This is a genomic window from Geobacillus sp. CX412 (assembly GCF_027942335.1).
Classification (GTDB): Bacteria; Bacillota; Bacilli; order Bacillales; family Anoxybacillaceae; genus Parageobacillus_B; species Parageobacillus_B toebii.
Map to the genome: position 1 here is coordinate 3,418,690 of NZ_CP103461.1, position 16,311 is coordinate 3,435,000.

The 16,311-nt window shown below is 42.6% G+C and carries 11 protein-coding genes, 2 rRNA genes and 3 pseudogenes (1 of these 16 only partly in view); 1 reads left to right on the forward strand and 15 read right to left on the reverse strand.

All coding sequences use genetic code 11. From position 1 onward, the window contains the following. Positions 1-84: 84 nt before the first annotated feature. The 5 genes from rsmA to metG form a co-directional block, all read right to left on the reverse strand. Positions 85-960 carry a 16S rRNA (adenine(1518)-N(6)/adenine(1519)-N(6))-dimethyltransferase RsmA gene (rsmA, locus tag NXM86_RS17915; RefSeq protein WP_089097451.1) on the reverse strand — a complete coding sequence of 292 codons (876 nt, stop codon included), beginning with the start codon at positions 958-960 and terminating at the stop codon, positions 85-87. Then, entirely contained in the window at positions 953-1,516 is a 564-nt protein-coding gene (rnmV, locus tag NXM86_RS17920; RefSeq protein WP_012748815.1) for a ribonuclease M5, read from the reverse strand. Before rnmV ends, rsmA begins: the two co-directional genes overlap by 8 nt. Positions 1,517-1,755: 239 nt before the next feature. After that, entirely contained in the window at positions 1,756-2,976 is a 1,221-nt protein-coding gene (locus NXM86_RS17925; RefSeq protein ID WP_498958396.1) for a ubiquitin-like domain-containing protein, read from the reverse strand. Positions 2,977-3,176: 200 nt separating this feature from the next. Continuing rightward, a complete protein-coding gene (locus tag NXM86_RS17930) occupies positions 3,177-3,947 on the reverse strand; it encodes a TatD family hydrolase (RefSeq protein ID WP_012748813.1) in 771 nt (256 codons plus the stop codon). Between the two features lie 141 nt (positions 3,948-4,088). Then, positions 4,089-6,035, reverse strand: coding sequence for a methionine--tRNA ligase (gene metG / locus NXM86_RS17935; protein WP_062677420.1), 1,947 nt, complete (start codon positions 6,033-6,035; stop codon positions 4,089-4,091). A gap of 343 nt (positions 6,036-6,378) precedes the next feature. Here metG and abrB point away from each other — a divergent pair, with 343 nt between their 5' ends. Beyond that, a complete protein-coding gene (gene abrB, locus NXM86_RS17940) occupies positions 6,379-6,678 on the forward strand; it encodes a transition state genes transcriptional regulator AbrB (RefSeq protein ID WP_012748811.1) in 300 nt (99 codons plus the stop codon). Positions 6,679-6,716: 38 nt separating this feature from the next. On the opposite strand, the gene rsmI is transcribed toward abrB, so the two are convergent. The 10 genes and pseudogenes from rsmI to NXM86_RS17990 all read right to left on the reverse strand — a co-directional run. Then, positions 6,717-7,589 carry a 16S rRNA (cytidine(1402)-2'-O)-methyltransferase gene (gene rsmI / locus NXM86_RS17945; RefSeq protein ID WP_012748810.1) on the reverse strand — a complete coding sequence of 291 codons (873 nt, stop codon included), beginning with the start codon at positions 7,587-7,589 and terminating at the stop codon, positions 6,717-6,719. Positions 7,590-7,602: 13 nt separating this feature from the next. Continuing rightward, on the reverse strand, positions 7,603-8,352 hold the full coding sequence (locus tag NXM86_RS17950; RefSeq protein ID WP_012748809.1) for a tRNA1(Val) (adenine(37)-N6)-methyltransferase: 750 nt from the start codon (positions 8,350-8,352) through the stop codon (positions 7,603-7,605). A 63-nt stretch (positions 8,353-8,415) separates the two neighbouring features. Next, positions 8,416-8,780: pseudogene (yabA, locus tag NXM86_RS17955) on the reverse strand (DNA replication initiation control protein YabA). A 15-nt stretch (positions 8,781-8,795) separates the two neighbouring features. Next, positions 8,796-9,622, reverse strand: a pseudogene (locus NXM86_RS17960) (PSP1 domain-containing protein). After that, positions 9,615-10,622 carry a DNA polymerase III subunit delta' gene (holB, locus tag NXM86_RS17965; RefSeq protein WP_041269541.1) on the reverse strand — a complete coding sequence of 336 codons (1,008 nt, stop codon included), beginning with the start codon at positions 10,620-10,622 and terminating at the stop codon, positions 9,615-9,617. The pseudogene NXM86_RS17960 and the gene holB overlap by 8 nt, the downstream one beginning before the upstream one ends. A 78-nt stretch (positions 10,623-10,700) precedes the next feature. Further along, the gene (tmk, locus tag NXM86_RS17970; RefSeq protein WP_062756510.1) at positions 10,701-11,333 is read right to left on the reverse strand and encodes a dTMP kinase; all 633 of its coding nucleotides are present in this window, start codon (positions 11,331-11,333) and stop codon (positions 10,701-10,703) included. Positions 11,334-11,346: 13 nt separating this feature from the next. Continuing rightward, a pseudogene (locus tag NXM86_RS17975) lies at positions 11,347-12,782 on the reverse strand (aminotransferase class I/II-fold pyridoxal phosphate-dependent enzyme). Positions 12,783-12,993: 211 nt separating this feature from the next. Further along, positions 12,994-13,200, reverse strand: coding sequence for a sigma factor G inhibitor Gin (locus tag NXM86_RS17980; protein ID WP_012748803.1), 207 nt, complete (start codon positions 13,198-13,200; stop codon positions 12,994-12,996). A 283-nt stretch (positions 13,201-13,483) separates the two neighbouring features. Then, a 5S ribosomal RNA gene (gene rrf / locus NXM86_RS17985) occupies positions 13,484-13,600 on the reverse strand. A gap of 285 nt (positions 13,601-13,885) precedes the next feature. Further along, positions 13,886-16,311, reverse strand: a 23S ribosomal RNA gene (locus NXM86_RS17990); it runs 509 nt beyond the window's last position.

Here is a 16,311-nt window from a genome sequence, read left to right on the forward strand (position 1 = left end):
TTAAGTAACATATGCACATCTCGACAATAGGTGATAGACATAGGTCTTTTCTTTCCCAAACCAACCAAAAAAGTGCTTACATACTTACAAAACGTGCCGCAGCGCATTGCTAAGCGCGGCAAACTCCTCCATTGTCAGCGTTTCTCCGCGGCGGCGCGGGTCAATGTCTGTCTCTGTTAAGACACGCTCTATTTGCTCTTTCATCGCTTTTCCGTTTGGCAAATTGTTTACTAAATTGTTTAAAATCGTTTTCCGGCGCTGCGCAAAGCTTGCCCGCACCACTTGAAAGAAAAACGCTTCGTCTTCCACTTTAACAGGCGGCTGCTTTCGCTTTATTAACCGAATAACAGCAGAATCCACGTTCGGCTGCGGGATAAACACCGTTCTTGGGACGGTCATGACCGTCTCCGCTTCTGTATAATATTGAATTGCAATCGACAACGAACCGTAATCTTTCGTTCCCGGCTTTGCGGCTAGGCGGTCCGCCACTTCTTTTTGCAACATAACAACCATGCCGCGAATCGGCAAGCGATCTGTCAATAGCTTCATAATAATCGGTGTTGTGACGTAGTACGGCAAATTTGCCACTACCATAATATCGGTCATGCCGGTAAATTCTTCGGAGATCACGCGGTGAATATCCGCTTTTAAAACATCTTGATGGATAATACGGATGTTTCCATACGGTGATAATGTATCCTCTAAAATCGGTAAAAGCCGCTGATCAATTTCAAACGCGACTACCTTTTTCGCACGGCGTGCCAGCTGCTCCGTTAAAGCACCGATTCCAGGACCGATTTCAATCGCTCCTGTTTCGTCCGAAAGCTCGGCAAAATCGACAATTTTCCGCAAAATATTGGTGTCAATTAAAAAATTTTGTCCTAAACTTTTTTTAAATGAAAACCCATACTTTTCCAGGATTTCCCGAGTTCTCCCCGGTGTGGCAATGTCTTTATTCATCATTTGCTTCCTCCTGCAATACTTGCTCTAATGCTGCATAAAATGTTTCTTTAGAGATTTGAAATACTTGCAATCGCTTATAAAGCTGCTTTCCGTTTGTATATCCTATTTTTAAAATTTCACCTAAATGTTGGCGCCGCTTTTTCGCTAATTCTCCACCGATTAAACCAGCAGCAACGAGTTCATCAAACGTAATCTCTTCCTTCCACTCTGTTGTTTCCTCATACACGTTTTTCAACGCTTGACGGATATCTTCCACAGACGCATGTTCTACGCCAATTCCTTTCCCATTTTTCGCAATAGCCGCTTTTCTTGGCAAAAAAGCATGTTTGCAGCCTGGAACACGCTCTGTAATCGTTTTGCGAATTTTTTCACCTGGAAAATCAGGGTCCGTAAAAATAATTACGCCACGTTTTTCTTTTGCTAATTTAATTCGTTCAATCGTTTCTTCACTAATTGCCGACCCGTTCGTTTCAATGGTATCTGCATCAACGGCGCGCTGAATCGCCACTGTATCGTCTTTTCCTTCCACAACAATAATTTCTTTAATCTTCATCACTATTGCGCAGAAATCGTTCACTCATTCCACACGGAATAAGTCTTTTTTCCTATTTCTGCGATGCCCCTTTCCTGTAAAATAATTGTTGAAAGAGTTTTTTGCTGCTAAAAATGTTAATTTATTTTTTAAAATCACCGAAACTTTTTTCGATTTTTTTCGTCTAAATGAGTAGGAAAATATCTTTCTTCATTATAACGAAAAAGCAGAGGGCAAAAAACCCTCCGCATCCTTTTCCTTTATTGAAGAATTCTCACCTTCACACGCTTTCTACCCCAACGAAGTGCATCCGATTGCTTTGGAATAAACACGTCAATTTCATAACCATTAATACCTGATCCTGTATCAGCAGCTATAGCATATCCGTATCCTTCTACGTACACTTTTGATCCAAGCGGAATAACGTTTGGATCCACTGCGATTACTTTTGCAGAAGGATTTACACGCAAGTTAATTCCCATTCTCGTTGTTCCTGAACATCCTTGACAATAAGCAGTATAGGCGCTAGCAACAACATAAATTTCTCGCGCTGCATGCTTTTGACCGCGCGATACGGTCTGAACAGAGCGGCTTTGCGTATGGGCAGGCCGGCTTTTAGCCACTTTCGTACCGATAGCAACAATCCGATTTTTACTTTCTTTTATCATCTTTGTCTCAATTAATTTCCGCGATACTTCTTTTCCATTTTCGAGCACTACTTCATACTTTTTCGAAACTCGCCCTTTTTCTCCAGGGCTAATAATACGTTGTTCTCCTTTTGGCAATTGTGCATCTTGTCTAGTGACGACTGCAAAGTCAACTGGTTCTTCCACTACATCGGTGACTTTTTCAACTTTAATCACTTTTACGACCATATTTTCTTTTAGTTTGTCCTGTAAAGATGGCTCTACACGGTCGAGTTCATCTAATTTTACATTTTGTTGTTTTAAAAAGTCAGCGACAGTAGTCGAAGTTGCCCACACTTGTTGCTGTTTACCGCCGACATTTAATTGAACCGGGAATGCCTTTTCTATGTTCACTTTCATTCCCTTTTTAATTTTTGTATTTGGTGCTGGGGCAATTTTGTCGTGCTTTTCGATTTTAATATGTTGTGAGTTTAATAGCTCGGCAACGTTCTTTGCAGTCGTCCATATTTCTTGTTTTTTTCCATCTACTATCAAAGTGACTTTCTTGCTCGCTTCCCAAACGATGTTTAAATCATCTGTAATCGGCGTATCTAACGATGGATAGACGCGATCTTCTTTCCTTGGCTTAATATTTTGCTCCTGTAATACTTCTTTTACCGTTTTTGCATGAGTACGAATCTCTTGTTTTTTTCCGTTTGCCGTTAGTGTCACATCATCTTTGGCTATTTCGTACCCAGCAAATCCCGTTGTTGCTGACAAAGCTATAAAACTACTAGCAGTAACAGTGAAATTTTTCCTCAATGAACCGGAAATCTTCTTCATATTGGGTAACATTATGCAAAACGCCTCCTTCTCTCGCTAAATTCCCCTCTCCCTCTAACATGTACGCGTAAACACACTCTATTATGCAGAAAATTCGGTTAAAAGGGAAGGAAGACTTGTCGACAGTTTATACTATGTAATGTTCTAAATTTGTAGAACTTTTTTTACCTCGATCATATTAGACAAGTCTCCTTACCATTTGACAAATAATTTTAGCGATGGATGCCGAATAATCTTTTTGCATTCTCTGCCGTCGCTTTTGCTACTTCCTCAAAGGAAATACCTTTAATCTCGGCGATCGCCTCCGCTACATATTTGACGTAGCTTGGTTCGTTTCGTTTTCCGCGGAAAGGGTGAGGCGTTAAATACGGACAATCTGTTTCAATCAATAAATGCTCAAGCGGAATTTGCGCCGCTACTTCCTTCGGCTTTTTCGCATTTTTAAACGTTACCGGACCGCCAAGGGAAATAAAGAAGTTCATATCAATGCATTGCTTCGCTACTTCTACACTTCCGGTAAAACAATGCATAATTCCACCCACTTCGGCGGCATTTTCCTCTTTTAAAATTTGCAATACATCCGCTGTTGCTTCCCGATTATGGATAATGATTGGCAGTTTTACTTTTTTCGCTAAAGCGATTTGCCGCCGAAATACGTCATGTTGTATTTCCTTTGGTGATTTATCCCAATAATAATCTAAGCCCATTTCTCCTAACGCCACCACTTTTGGATGGGCAGTCAACTCTTCAATCATGTTTAAATCCTCATCTGTCATATCGATTGCATCAACGGGATGCCAACCGACGGAAGCATAAATAAAATCATATTGCTCCGCTAGCTCTATCGCCCGCGCAATCGTAGGGCGGTCAAAGCCGACGACGACAATATGAGAAACTCTTTCACTAAGAGCGCGATCAATCACTTCTTGTAAATCATCATTATATTGAACGGCATTTAAATGCGCATGTGTGTCAAAGAGCATAACAATAACCCCTTTTCTACCTTGGTGTTAAGTGTAACATAGAAATCCATTACATATATCACAAGTTGTTAACATTTACTTTACAAAATGACAACAAAGAGGTGTCGTGTACGATAGACACCACACCTCTTATGTTTGTCATTATTTTATTTTTGTCCCATTTGGAATCGTTTTATCAACGGTAACAAGAGAAAGCACCCCGTTTTCTTCCCCGGCGAGAATCATGCCTTCGGATAGTTCACCGCGTAGTTTCACTGGTTTTAAATTGGCGATGCAAACCACTTTTTTGCCGATCAAATCCTCTGGTTTGTAAAATTGCGCAATTCCTGATACGACTTGACGTTGTTCATCGCCAAGATCAAGCTTGAGCTTCAGCAGTTTATCCGCATTTTTTACCGGCTCAGCGTGAAGTACTTCTGCAACTCGCAAATCAACTTTCATAAAATCATCAATCGTAATTTCTTGCACTTCTTGTTTTGGTTTTTCTTCCGTTTGTTTTGCCGGTGCACTGCCCTGCATATGGGCTTTAATATATTCCACTTCTTTTTCAATGTCTAGACGTGGAAATAGCGGTTCACCTTTTGTTACTTTCGTGCCTTCCTTGATGAGGCCGAACTCATATAAGCTGTCCCATTGTTTTAATTGTTCATCAACAATGCCAAGCTGCGCGAAAATTTTTTCCGGCGTGCGTGTTAAAAACGGCTGCAACAAAATCGCAACATGACGAAGTGATTCTGCCAAATGGGTCATTACAGACGCCAATTGTTCTTTTTTGCCTTCATCTTTGGCAAGCAGCCAAGGTTGCGTTTCGTCAATATATTTATTCGTTCGGTTAATCAGCTGCCATACGGACGCAAGCGCAATGGAAAATTCCATTTTCTCCATCGCTTCTTCATATTGTTTCACCGTTTCTTTTGCCTTTTCGACAAGATCGTTGTCGAATGCTGTTTTCGCTCCACGATATGGTGGAATCATGCCGTCAAAATATTTTTCAATCATCGCTACCGTGCGATTTAACAAGTTGCCTAAATCGTTTGCTAAGTCGTAGTTAATGCGTTCGACAAATCCTTCTGGAGTAAACACGCCATCGGAGCCAAACGGAACTTCGCGAAGCAAATAATAGCGAAGTGCATCCAATCCATAACGGTCGATTAATGTTACCGGATCAACGACATTTCCTTTTGATTTCGACATTTTTCCGTCTTTCATTAACAGCCAGCCATGGGCAAACACTTTTTTCGGAAGCGGCAAATCGAGCGCCATTAACATTATTGGCCAGTAAATCGTATGGAAGCGGACAATTTCTTTTCCGACTAAATGAACGTCTGCCGGCCAGTATTTTCGAAACTTCTCATCGTTATCCGTGTCATATCCTAATGCCGTAATATAGTTCGTGAGCGCGTCAATCCATACGTAAATGACGTGTTTCGGATCACCCGGAACTTTAATGCCCCAATCAAACGTCGTGCGTGATACCGCTAAATCCTCAAGCCCTGGTTTAATAAAGTTGTTAATCATTTCATTTTTGCGCGACTCCGGCTGGATGAACTCCGGATTTTCTTCATAGTATTGCAAAAGCCGATCCACATATTTGCTCATTCTAAAGAAATACGATTCTTCTTTTACTTTTTCTACCGGACGGCCGCAATCCGGGCAGTTTCCATCAACGAGCTGCCGCTCCGTATAAAATGATTCGCACGGTGTACAATACCATCCTTCGTATTCACCTAAATAAATATCACCTTGTTCAACAAGACGCGCAAAAATCTTTTCTACTACTTTTTTATGACGTTCTTGCGTCGTACGGATGAAGTCATCATAAGAAATATCAAGCTTTTTCCACAACTCTTGGATGCCTTCGACAATTTCGTCGACATATTGCTGCGGTGTTACTCCTTTTTCTTCCGCTTTTCGCTGAATTTTTTGTCCATGTTCGTCCGTACCAGTCAAATACATGACATCATAACCGCGAAGACGCTTATAGCGCGCCATCGCATCGCCTGCTACGGTCGTATATGCATGGCCAATATGTAATTTCCCGCTCGGATAGTAAATCGGGGTCGTAAGATAAAACGTCTTTTTCTCCATCTTCATACCTCCCTATTCTGAACAAAAGCCCCCGCCCAACGGACGAGAGCGATGTTACTTCTATTTTACATAATTTTTTTCATTCTACAAAAACATCTATTTCTCTTATTGAAAAAAAATATACATACAAAATAACGCCATATTTTATAAAAAATAGTCGAATAGTTATAGAAGAAAACAATCGTCTTTCTTAAAAATACATTTTTTTTTAATTTTACATATAAAAGGATTGACGTATAATGGAAATACTGATATGATTAGGATGTAGGAAATTTGTCGAATATTGACGAATAAATCCTAGCAAAATAAAAAACTATTTTATTATAGAGAGGGGGAGCGTTCCGTGAAATCAACAGGCATTGTCCGCAAAGTGGATGAATTAGGCCGTGTCGTAATTCCAATTGAATTACGCCGCACGTTAGATATTGCTGAAAAAGATGCGTTGGAAATCTACGTAGACGACGATCGCATCATTTTGAAAAAATATAAACCAAATATGACTTGTGTCGTCACTGGCGAAGTTTCCGATGACAACTTCAAATTAGCCGGCGGCAAAATCATTTTAAGCCGTGAAGGCGCGGAAATTCTTTTAAAAGAAATCCAAGAGCATCTACAACAATCATCTGACAATAATGATAAATAAAAGAGTTTCTCTAGCATTTTTAGAGAAACTCTCTTTTTTTATCGATGATGATATTGCTGATAAACGTCCCGTTTCGACATATTTCGATCTTTTGCGGTTTGTTTAATAGCTTCTTTTGACGTAAAATTTTTCTCCCGAATATAATATTCGACATGCTCCACCGGTGTTAGCGAATGCCACCATTCCTCTTTCTCTTCGATCGTTTCCTCCGCTCCTTCCACAATAATGCAAAATTCTCCGCGAATTTCATTCGTTTCTGCCCATTCGACCGCCTCCCGCAAAGTTCCACGAATGAACTCCTCAAATCGTTTGGTAAGCTCACGGCATATAGCGATACGGCGATCGCCAAACACTTCATACATCATCGCAAGCGTTTCTTTTAAGCGATGAGGTGCTTCATAAAAAATCATCGTTTCACGAACCGTTTTTAGTGATTCCAACTGTTCCTTTTTTTCTTTCTTTGTCCGTTCGAGAAAACCGAAAAAATAAAAGTGATCGGTCGGCAGCCCCGAGGCAACCAGTGAGGTTAACGCCGCGTTCGCTCCTGGAAGCGGAACAACTGAACACTGCTCTTTGAGCGCGGAAACGATCAGCTCATATCCTGGGTCGGAAATTCCCGGCATTCCTGCATCACTGACAAGCGCTACCGATTTTCCTTCTTTCAGTTGTTCGACAATTTGCGGCCCGCTTGTATATTTATTATGTTCATGATAACTAATGACCGGTGTATGAATCTCAAAATGGTTTAACAGTTTTTTCGTTTGCCGTGTATCTTCTGCGGCAATGATATCTACTTCTTTCAAAATACGTACCGCCCGAAATGTCATATCTTCAAGATTGCCAATCGGTGTCGGGACGATATATAGAGTTCCTTTATTATCGCCGGCAAAACTTTTTTGCTGCCAAAGCATCGCTTCTGCTCCTTTACGATGGGATAATTCCATATAATAGCTGCTTCACTTCATCTGTATATTCATTATTGTCATGATACACAATAAGCGGCGGCAATACTTTTAAATCCGGATTGCCATCTTTTATTCCTTCAATCAAAATCGTATTGGCCTCTTTTCCGATTTTCGGATAAACAAACCGCAGCCGTTTTGGCTCTAACCGATACTTGCGCATTAGTGTAATAATATCGAGCAGCCGTCCCGGCCGGTGCACAAATGCGGCTTTGCCGCCTTGCTTCAACAGCTGGCTGCTTACGCGAATCACATCTTCAAGCGTACAATAAATCTCATGGCGAGCAATGGCCAAATGAATATTTTTGTTCATTTCTTCCTTGCTGATCGTTGGAAAATAGGGAGGATTGCACGTGACGACATCATATTTACTGTATCCTAACTGCTTAGGCGCATCTTTAATATCCCCGTGAATAATTTCTATTTGTTTTTCCAAACCGTTATATTGTACGCTTCTTTTTGCCATATCACAAAGCCGCTCTTGAATTTCTATACCGATAATTTTTCCCTTTGTTCTCATGCTTAATAACAATGGAATAACTCCATTTCCGGTGCATAAATCGACAATTTGCCCTTTTTGAATCGGCATATAAACAAATTTCGCAAGCAGCACCGCATCAAGGGAAAAGGAAAACACAGATGGACTTTGAATAATGCGAATATCTTCATTTAAAAGATAGTCAAGCCTCTCATCATCATATAATTCCACCATCGTGTATTCCTCCTTATTTTCAAAAAAATAACCTCTCCTTATGTGGAAAGGCTATCGTTATGCTTACTTTTTATTTAAAAAGGATAAACAAAATAGGCAATCGCCTTCTTTTCGGACGCTTCCATAATGGACATGACAAATATGGAACCCTTCCTGATAAAGACGCGCTAAATTATCATATCCTTCGCCAATGTCAACTAATTTTCTTTCATGACCATGCTTATGATCTTTTTCTTTTGCTTTTCCTCTGCCAATTCACTGGTCACTTGTTCGAGCCGACGGCGCAAATGATCATTTTCTATTTGCAAATGATGATTTTCCTCAAGCAGCTGAACTACATGTTCCTTTAATTGTACAAGCTGGCGGTACAAATGGCTCAGTTGTTCCTCCATGCTCGTTACTGACTGAAAAATCTCTTTCTTATCCACGTCAATCCACCCCAATTAGTCTGTGGCTTGGACTGGTAACGTTCCATCTTTCATCAACTCGTCGAGCGTATATTCCACGACCCGTCCATGTTCCGATAATTCCACTTGCAATACTCGTTCTAAAATATTTAATCCGATCACTTTTCCAAGACCATGCGGAGTTTCCACATACTCCCCTAAATCAGGGAGCTGCTCTTTCGCTGTTTCATATTCATCATTTTCGTATTTTAAGCACACATTAACCGGCCGCAAAGACCGGAAATTTTCGTCGGATTGAGCGATAAGTTTTGGTCTTTCGCCATTTTAATGGATACTGGTTCAAAATCTCCTAAAAATGTTGAGCAGCAAAGCATTCTTCCGCACGGACCGATCCCGCCAAGCATTTTTGCTTCATCGCGAACACCGATTTGTCTTAATTCAATGCGCGTGCGAAAAATGGCTGCCAAATCTTTGACAAGTTCGCGGAAATCCACACGCCCGTCTGCAGTAAAATAAAAAATCACTTTATTGCGGTCAAACGTATATTCCACATCGACTAATTTCATTTCCAAGCCATGCTCTTCTACTTTTTTTAAGCAAATATCGTACGCTTCCCGTGCCGCTTTTTTGTTTTCCTCAACAATTAATTTATCTTTCGCGTCCGCGACGCGAATCACTTTTTTCAACGGCAAAACGATATCATTTTCGTCGACTTGTTTGTTGCTAATGACAACTTTTCCATATTCGATCCCTCGAATGGTTTCTACAATGACGAACTCCCCAGCAGAAATCGACAATTCTCCAGGATCGAAATAATAAATTTTTCCCGCTTTTTTAAAGCGAACACCGACGACATTATACAAACACTTTTCCCTCCTTTAGATCAAGGATAAGTTGTTCCATTAAAAGCTGTACGCTCATATTAGTTGTATTTAAACGCGCCTTCGCTTGTAAAATCATTTCCATGCTTTTTACGATCTGTCGTTGAGAACAAGAAAGCGCCCACTGCTGCAAATCATCGATTTTATCTCGATAAATGATTTTATCTTGCTGTCCTAATTGAATGTGCAACATATCTTTATATATATATAAAAGCAAATCTAATCCTAAATCGATTTGCTGCTTTTCTTGAAAATGCGGAATCCATTGATCATGGATGAAAAAAAGCGCCTGCAAATCATTTTTCTTTAACATTTCATATAATTGTAACACTATTTTTCTCGCCTGTGCAAACCAATCATCTCGACCTAACTCGAGTGCTTCTTCATGACTGTTTGTCACATGTGCGGCAAGGAGAGCAATATGAGGCGGGATTTGCTGCTCTGCTAAATAATTGGCAAGCAAAGCAGGTGGTATTGGCTTAAACGAAAACACTTGGCAACGGGAAATGATCGTTTCTAATAGGCGGTGATATTGTTCTGTAAGCAATATCGCTACCGTCCCTGGACGAGGTTCTTCTAAAAATTTTAACAAGCTATTCGCTGCATTCGTTGTCATTTTATCAGCGTGCTCGATAATATATAGTTTTCGGTCTGATTCCACCGCCATTTTTGCAAACTCTTGCTGCAACATTTCAATTTGTTCTTTTTTAATTGATTGCCCATCTGGTTCAATGACATGTACATCTGGATGATTCCCGGAATCGATTCTGCGGCAATTTCGGCATTCATTGCAAGGCTTTATTCCGGAACGATGTAAACAAAATAAGCTTTTTGCCAATAAAAGACTCATTGCTTTTTTTCCCGTTCCGCGTTGCCCCTCGAATAAATAAGCATGAGAAATTCGCCCTTTTTCAAGACTTTTTGTGAGCATTTTCACTACTACAGGCTGATATCGTTCCAGCTGCTCCCAGAAAATCGCCACTTTCATCACTTTCCTTTAATTTTTATTCTAACATGTCTTATCCTTTTCATCATGTTCTGTTTCATGGAAACATCACTGTTATCTTCCTTCTATTTGATCCATAACCGCCGCTATGGTCATTGCAAACACTTCATCGACCGGTTTGGAAGCATCAATGACAATGATACGATCAGAAAAACGTTCTGCTATCTTTAAATACCCTTCTCTTACTTTATAATGGAAAGATAAACTTTCCATATCAAGCCGATTAATTTCCCGCTGCTTATTTTTTTGGATTCTCTCTAATCCTATTTTAGGATCAATATCAAAATAAATCGTTAACGAAGGAAAATAACCATCAATCGCAAACTGATTAATTTGTAATATTTCATCGATGCCTAACCCTCTTGCAAATCCTTGATAGGCTAACGAACTGTCGACAAACCGATCGCACAATACAATTTTGCCGGCTTTTATCGCAGGAATAATTTTTTCTAAAAGATGCTGCCTTCTCGCAGCGGCGTAAAGCAACGCTTCCGTACGACCATCCATTTCCGTATGTTTTGGGTTCAAAATAATGGAACGAATTTCCTCGGCAATACGAACTCCTCCTGGTTCTCTTGTCGATAAAACGTCAAACCCTTTTTCCCGCAAAAATGATTCCAGCTTTGTAATCATCGTCGTTTTTCCTGCTCCATCAGGTCCCTCGAAAGAAAAAAAACGGCCTTTCATACGCTAATCCCCCTTATTTTACTGGTACATACACTTCTATTTGATTAGAAGATAAAAACTTTCCTCCTTGAAACCGCGCATGATATTTTAACTGTTTTATTTGTTCAATATGCTCTTTACTAATTGATTCTCCTATAAATAATAAAGGCACTCCAGGTGGATAAGGTGTGATCGTTTCCGCGGCAATAAATCCTTCCGCCTTTTCTAAGTTAACCACTTTTTTCGGCAATGTCTCTAGTTCCTTATAAGAAATCGGATTTGCAGATGCCAAGAAGGAAAAAGAACGGAACGAATTTAGCAACTCTTCGCTATAGCTTAATCCGCGAAACGCCCGTTTTAATTTTTCGATCACTTCCTCTAAATGATCGATAGCAGCAAGCGGATACACGAGCAAAACGTTAAACGGATCGGCAAGCTCCGCAAAAACGCCTTCTTGCTCCAGCCGTTGTTGAAGCTCATAACCGGACAACTTACTTCTCGTTTGAACGGTAATTTTCAATAAATCCGTCTTTATAAGCGGATGTTGCGAATGAACTACCGCAATCCCTTCTATCTCATCGAGGGCATCTTTCAACCGTTGAATTTGTTTTAAAATATTTTCTACATCTCCCTTTGTTAAACGAGCGAGGTAACTTCTCGCCAAATCAAGTGAAGCCATAATCGGATAAGATGGGCTGCTTGACTGAAACACTTGTAAAAAAATTTTAGTTTCTCTTTATCTATTAATGAACTATTTACATGTAAATACGACCCCATTGTCATGGCTGGCAATGTTTTATGCGCTGACTGGACAACAACATCCGCCCCGCACGCGATCGCTGTTTTCGGAAAAGGCTCTCCTATAATAAAATGAGCCCCATGCGCTTCATCGACAAGCACAGGAATACGATAGCGGTGTGCGATGTTTACAACTTCCGTAAGATCCACCGCCATTCCATAATAATTCGGATTAGTCAACACTAATGCTGCGGCATCTTGGTGAAGTTCAAGCGCCTTTTTTACCGTTTCATACGCAACATAAGAGGCGACACGGACGTCTTCATCCAATTCCGGAGGAAGAAAAATAGGGGCAGCTCCAACTAATTGAAGCGCATGCATAACCGATTTATGGCAATTTCGCTGCACAATTACCTTTTTCTTTTCCCCGCAAACAGCAAAGATCATCGCTAAATTTCCAGCCGTAGAACCGTTTACGAGAAAAAACGTTTCTTCTACATTATACAGCTTTGCTGCTAAAGATTGCGCCTCGGCAATAACCGATTCCGGTTGATGTAGATCATCAAGCCCGCTTAATTCAGTCGCATCTAGTTTTAGTAACTGCTTATAATCATTTTTCGCTTCTATAGGAAATACTGTACCATATTTGTGACCTGGTACATGAAATGAAAACGGATGAATGGCATCATGACGTTTTAAAGCGGTATATAAAGGAGTTTGCTGTTGATCCATAAATGCCCCTCTTTTCTTTTTCATGATAACGAAATTTAGAACATTGTTTTTCTGACATAGACAACAAGATATATATTATCACTAATCTAATTGCCTTGAATAGAAATACATAAGAGATAACATCGATTTTCCGATACCACTCCAAATCAAAAAAGAAAAAAGCGTGATGAAAGTTGAACATATAAACAAAATAGGCCCTATCAATAGGACCCTATGAATATATTTTTGAAGATATAATTTTTCTTAACTGCTTTACATAAAAACGATATTTCGGATCGGTCGTGTCCGTTTGCACGATCTCCCTTTCGCAATCAAGACAAAGAAACTGATCATAAATTTGAATTCCTTCTTGTTTTGGCTGCTCACAAACGATACATACTCTTTCGATAACATCTTTACCCGTAATCAGTGAACCCACCTTCTCCACCTCCCACCCTTTATCTTTCCCACATTAATAAGTTTCTATAACTAATAGATGAAAATAAAATTTTATAGATGCTTAGGTAAAATAATAAATACCAAAAAATAAAATTTTATAACACCATGAGAACAAGATAGGAGAGTTGCGCATTTTTCTTCGTTCCAGTTTAATAGAAAAAATGGATACACACAGAGTGAGAGGTGAAGTGGAGATGTTTTAAGGTATATATAAAAACAGCTGATTAAGCTTCATGCTTAATCAGCTGTTTTCTGTAATAATTGCCTAGCAACGACCTACTCTTGCAGGGGCGCTGGCCCCAACTACCATCGGCGCTGGAGAGCTTAACTTCCGTGTTCGGGATGGGAACGGGTGTTTCCTCTCCGCTATTGTCACTAGGCAATTATCTCAATTGGACATTTATTATTATATTCCAATCATCACGTTTGTCAAGAGGGATTTCGTTCCCTCAAAACTAGATAACCGTCTGTTTGGAAGAAGCCGTCTTGCATAGGCGGCCTACGCTTTTTCGTTGTCTAGCTCCTAGCGTCCTCCGCTTTTCGCTTTGTCTAGCTCCGGCTCGCAGCGCCTTGCGGAAAATAACCTTCCTCCGTCGACATGCAAGCATGTCTCGTCGGAAGAACATTTTCCTTTTGGCGCTAAGCGCTCGCCTACGCTTTTCCGCTTGGTTAAGTCCTCGATCGATTAGTATCCGTCAGCTCCACGTGTCGCCACGCTTCCACCTCGGACCTATCGACCTCGTCATCTTCGAGGGATCTTACTCGCTTGACGCGATGGGAAATCTCATCTTGAGGGGGGCTTCACGCTTAGATGCTTTCAGCGCTTATCCCTTCCGCACATAGCTACCCAGCGGTGCCCCTGGCGGGACAACTGGTACACCAGCGGTGCGTCCATCCCGGTCCTCTCGTACTAAGGACAGCTCCTCTCAAATTTCCTGCGCCCGCGACGGATAGGGACCGAACTGTCTCACGACGTTCTGAACCCAGCTCGCGTACCGCTTTAATGGGCGAACAGCCCAACCCTTGGGACCGACTACAGCCCCAGGATGCGATGAGCCGACATCGAGGTGCCAAACCTCCCCGTCGATGTGGACTCTTGGGGGAGATCAGCCTGTTATCCCCGGGGTAGCTTTTATCCGTTGAGCGATGGCCCTTCCATACGGAACCACCGGATCACTAAGCCCGACTTTCGTCCCTGCTCGACCTGTCCGTCTCGCAGTCAAGCTCCCTTGTGCCTTTGCACTCTACGAATGATTTCCAACCATTCTGAGGGAACCTTTGGGCGCCTCCGTTACCTTTTGGGAGGCGACCGCCCCAGTCAAACTGCCCACCTGACACTGTCTCCCACCCCGATAAGGGGTGCGGGTTAGAATTTCAATACCGCCAGGGTGGTATCCCACCGGCGCCTCCACCGAAGCTGGCGCTCCGGCTTCTCAGGCTCCCACCTATCCTGTACAAGCGATACCAAAATTCCATATCAGGCTGCAGTAAAGCTCCACGGGGTCTTTCCGTCCTGTCGCGGGTAACCTGCATCTTCACAGGTAGTATGATTTCACCGGGTCTCTCGTTGAGACAGCGCCCAAGTCGTTACACCTTTCGTGCGGGTCGGAACTTACCCGACAAGGAATTTCGCTACCTTAGGACCGTTATAGTTACGGCCGCCGTTTACTGGGGCTTCGGTTCGCACCTTCAGCCTTGCGGCTTAAGCGCTCCCCTTAACCTTCCAGCACCGGGCAGGTGTCAGCCCCTATACTTCGCCTTTCGGCTTCGCAGAGACCTGTGTTTTTGGTAAACAGTCGCTTGGGCCTTTTCACTGCGGCTCTCTCGGGCTCATCACCCAAGAGAGCACCCCTTCTCCCGAAGTTACGGGGTCATTTTGCCGAGTTCCTTAACGAGAGTTCTCCCGCGCACCTTAGGATTCTCTCCTCGCCTACCTGTGTCGGTTTGCGGTACGGGCACCTCTCACCTCGCTAGAGGCTTTTCTTGGCAGTGTAGGATCGGGGACTTCGGGACCGATGGTCCCTTCGCCATCACGGCTCAGCCTTTGCGCCAGACGGATTTGCCTATCTGGCAGCCTAACCGCTTGGACAGGCTATTCCAGCAGCCTGCTCGCCCTACCTTCCTGCGTCCCCCCATTGCTCAAACGGTGAGGAGGTGGTACAGGAATCTCAACCTGTTGCCCATCACCTACGCCTTTCGGCCTCGGCTTAGGTCCCGACTAACCCTGAGCGGACGAACCTTCCTCAGGAAACCTTAGGCTTTCGGTGCAGAGGATTCTCACCTCTGTTTTCGCTACTCACACCGGCATTCTCACTTCTAAGCGCTCCACGAGTCCTTCCGGTCCCGCTTCGGCGCGCTTAGAACGCTCCCCTACCGATGACCAATGGTCATCCCACAGCTTCGGTGGCACGTTTAGCCCCGGTACATTTTCGGCGCAGAGTCACTCGACCAGTGAGCTATTACGCACTCTTTAAATGATGGCTGCTTCTAAGCCAACATCCTGGTTGTCTGGGCAACTCCACATCCTTTTCCACTTAACGTGCACTTTGGGACCTTAGCTGGTGGTCTGGGCTGTTTCCCTCTCGACCACGGATCTTATCACTCGTAGTCTGACTCCCAAGGATAAGTCGTTGGCATTCGGAGTTTGACTGAGTTCGGTAACCCGATGAGGGCCCCTAGCTCAATCAGTGCTCTACCTCCAAGACTCTTCCCTTGAGGCTAGCCCTAAAGCTATTTCGGGGAGAACCAGCTATCTCCAGGTTCGATTGGCATTTCACCCCTACCCACACCTCATCCCCGCACTTTTCAACGTACGTGGGTTCGGGCCTCCAGTAGGTGTTACCCTACCTTCACCCTGGACATGGGTAGATCACCTGGTTTCGGGTCTACGACGACGTACTTAACGCCCTATTCAGACTCGCTTTCGCTACGGCTCCGTCTCTTCGACTTAACCTCGCACGTCATCGTAACTCGCCGGTTCATTCTACAAAAGGCACGCCATCACCCATAAACGGGCTCTGACTACTTGTAGGCACACGGTTTCAGGTTCTCTTTCACTCCCCTTCCGGGGTGCTTTTCACCTTTCCCTCAC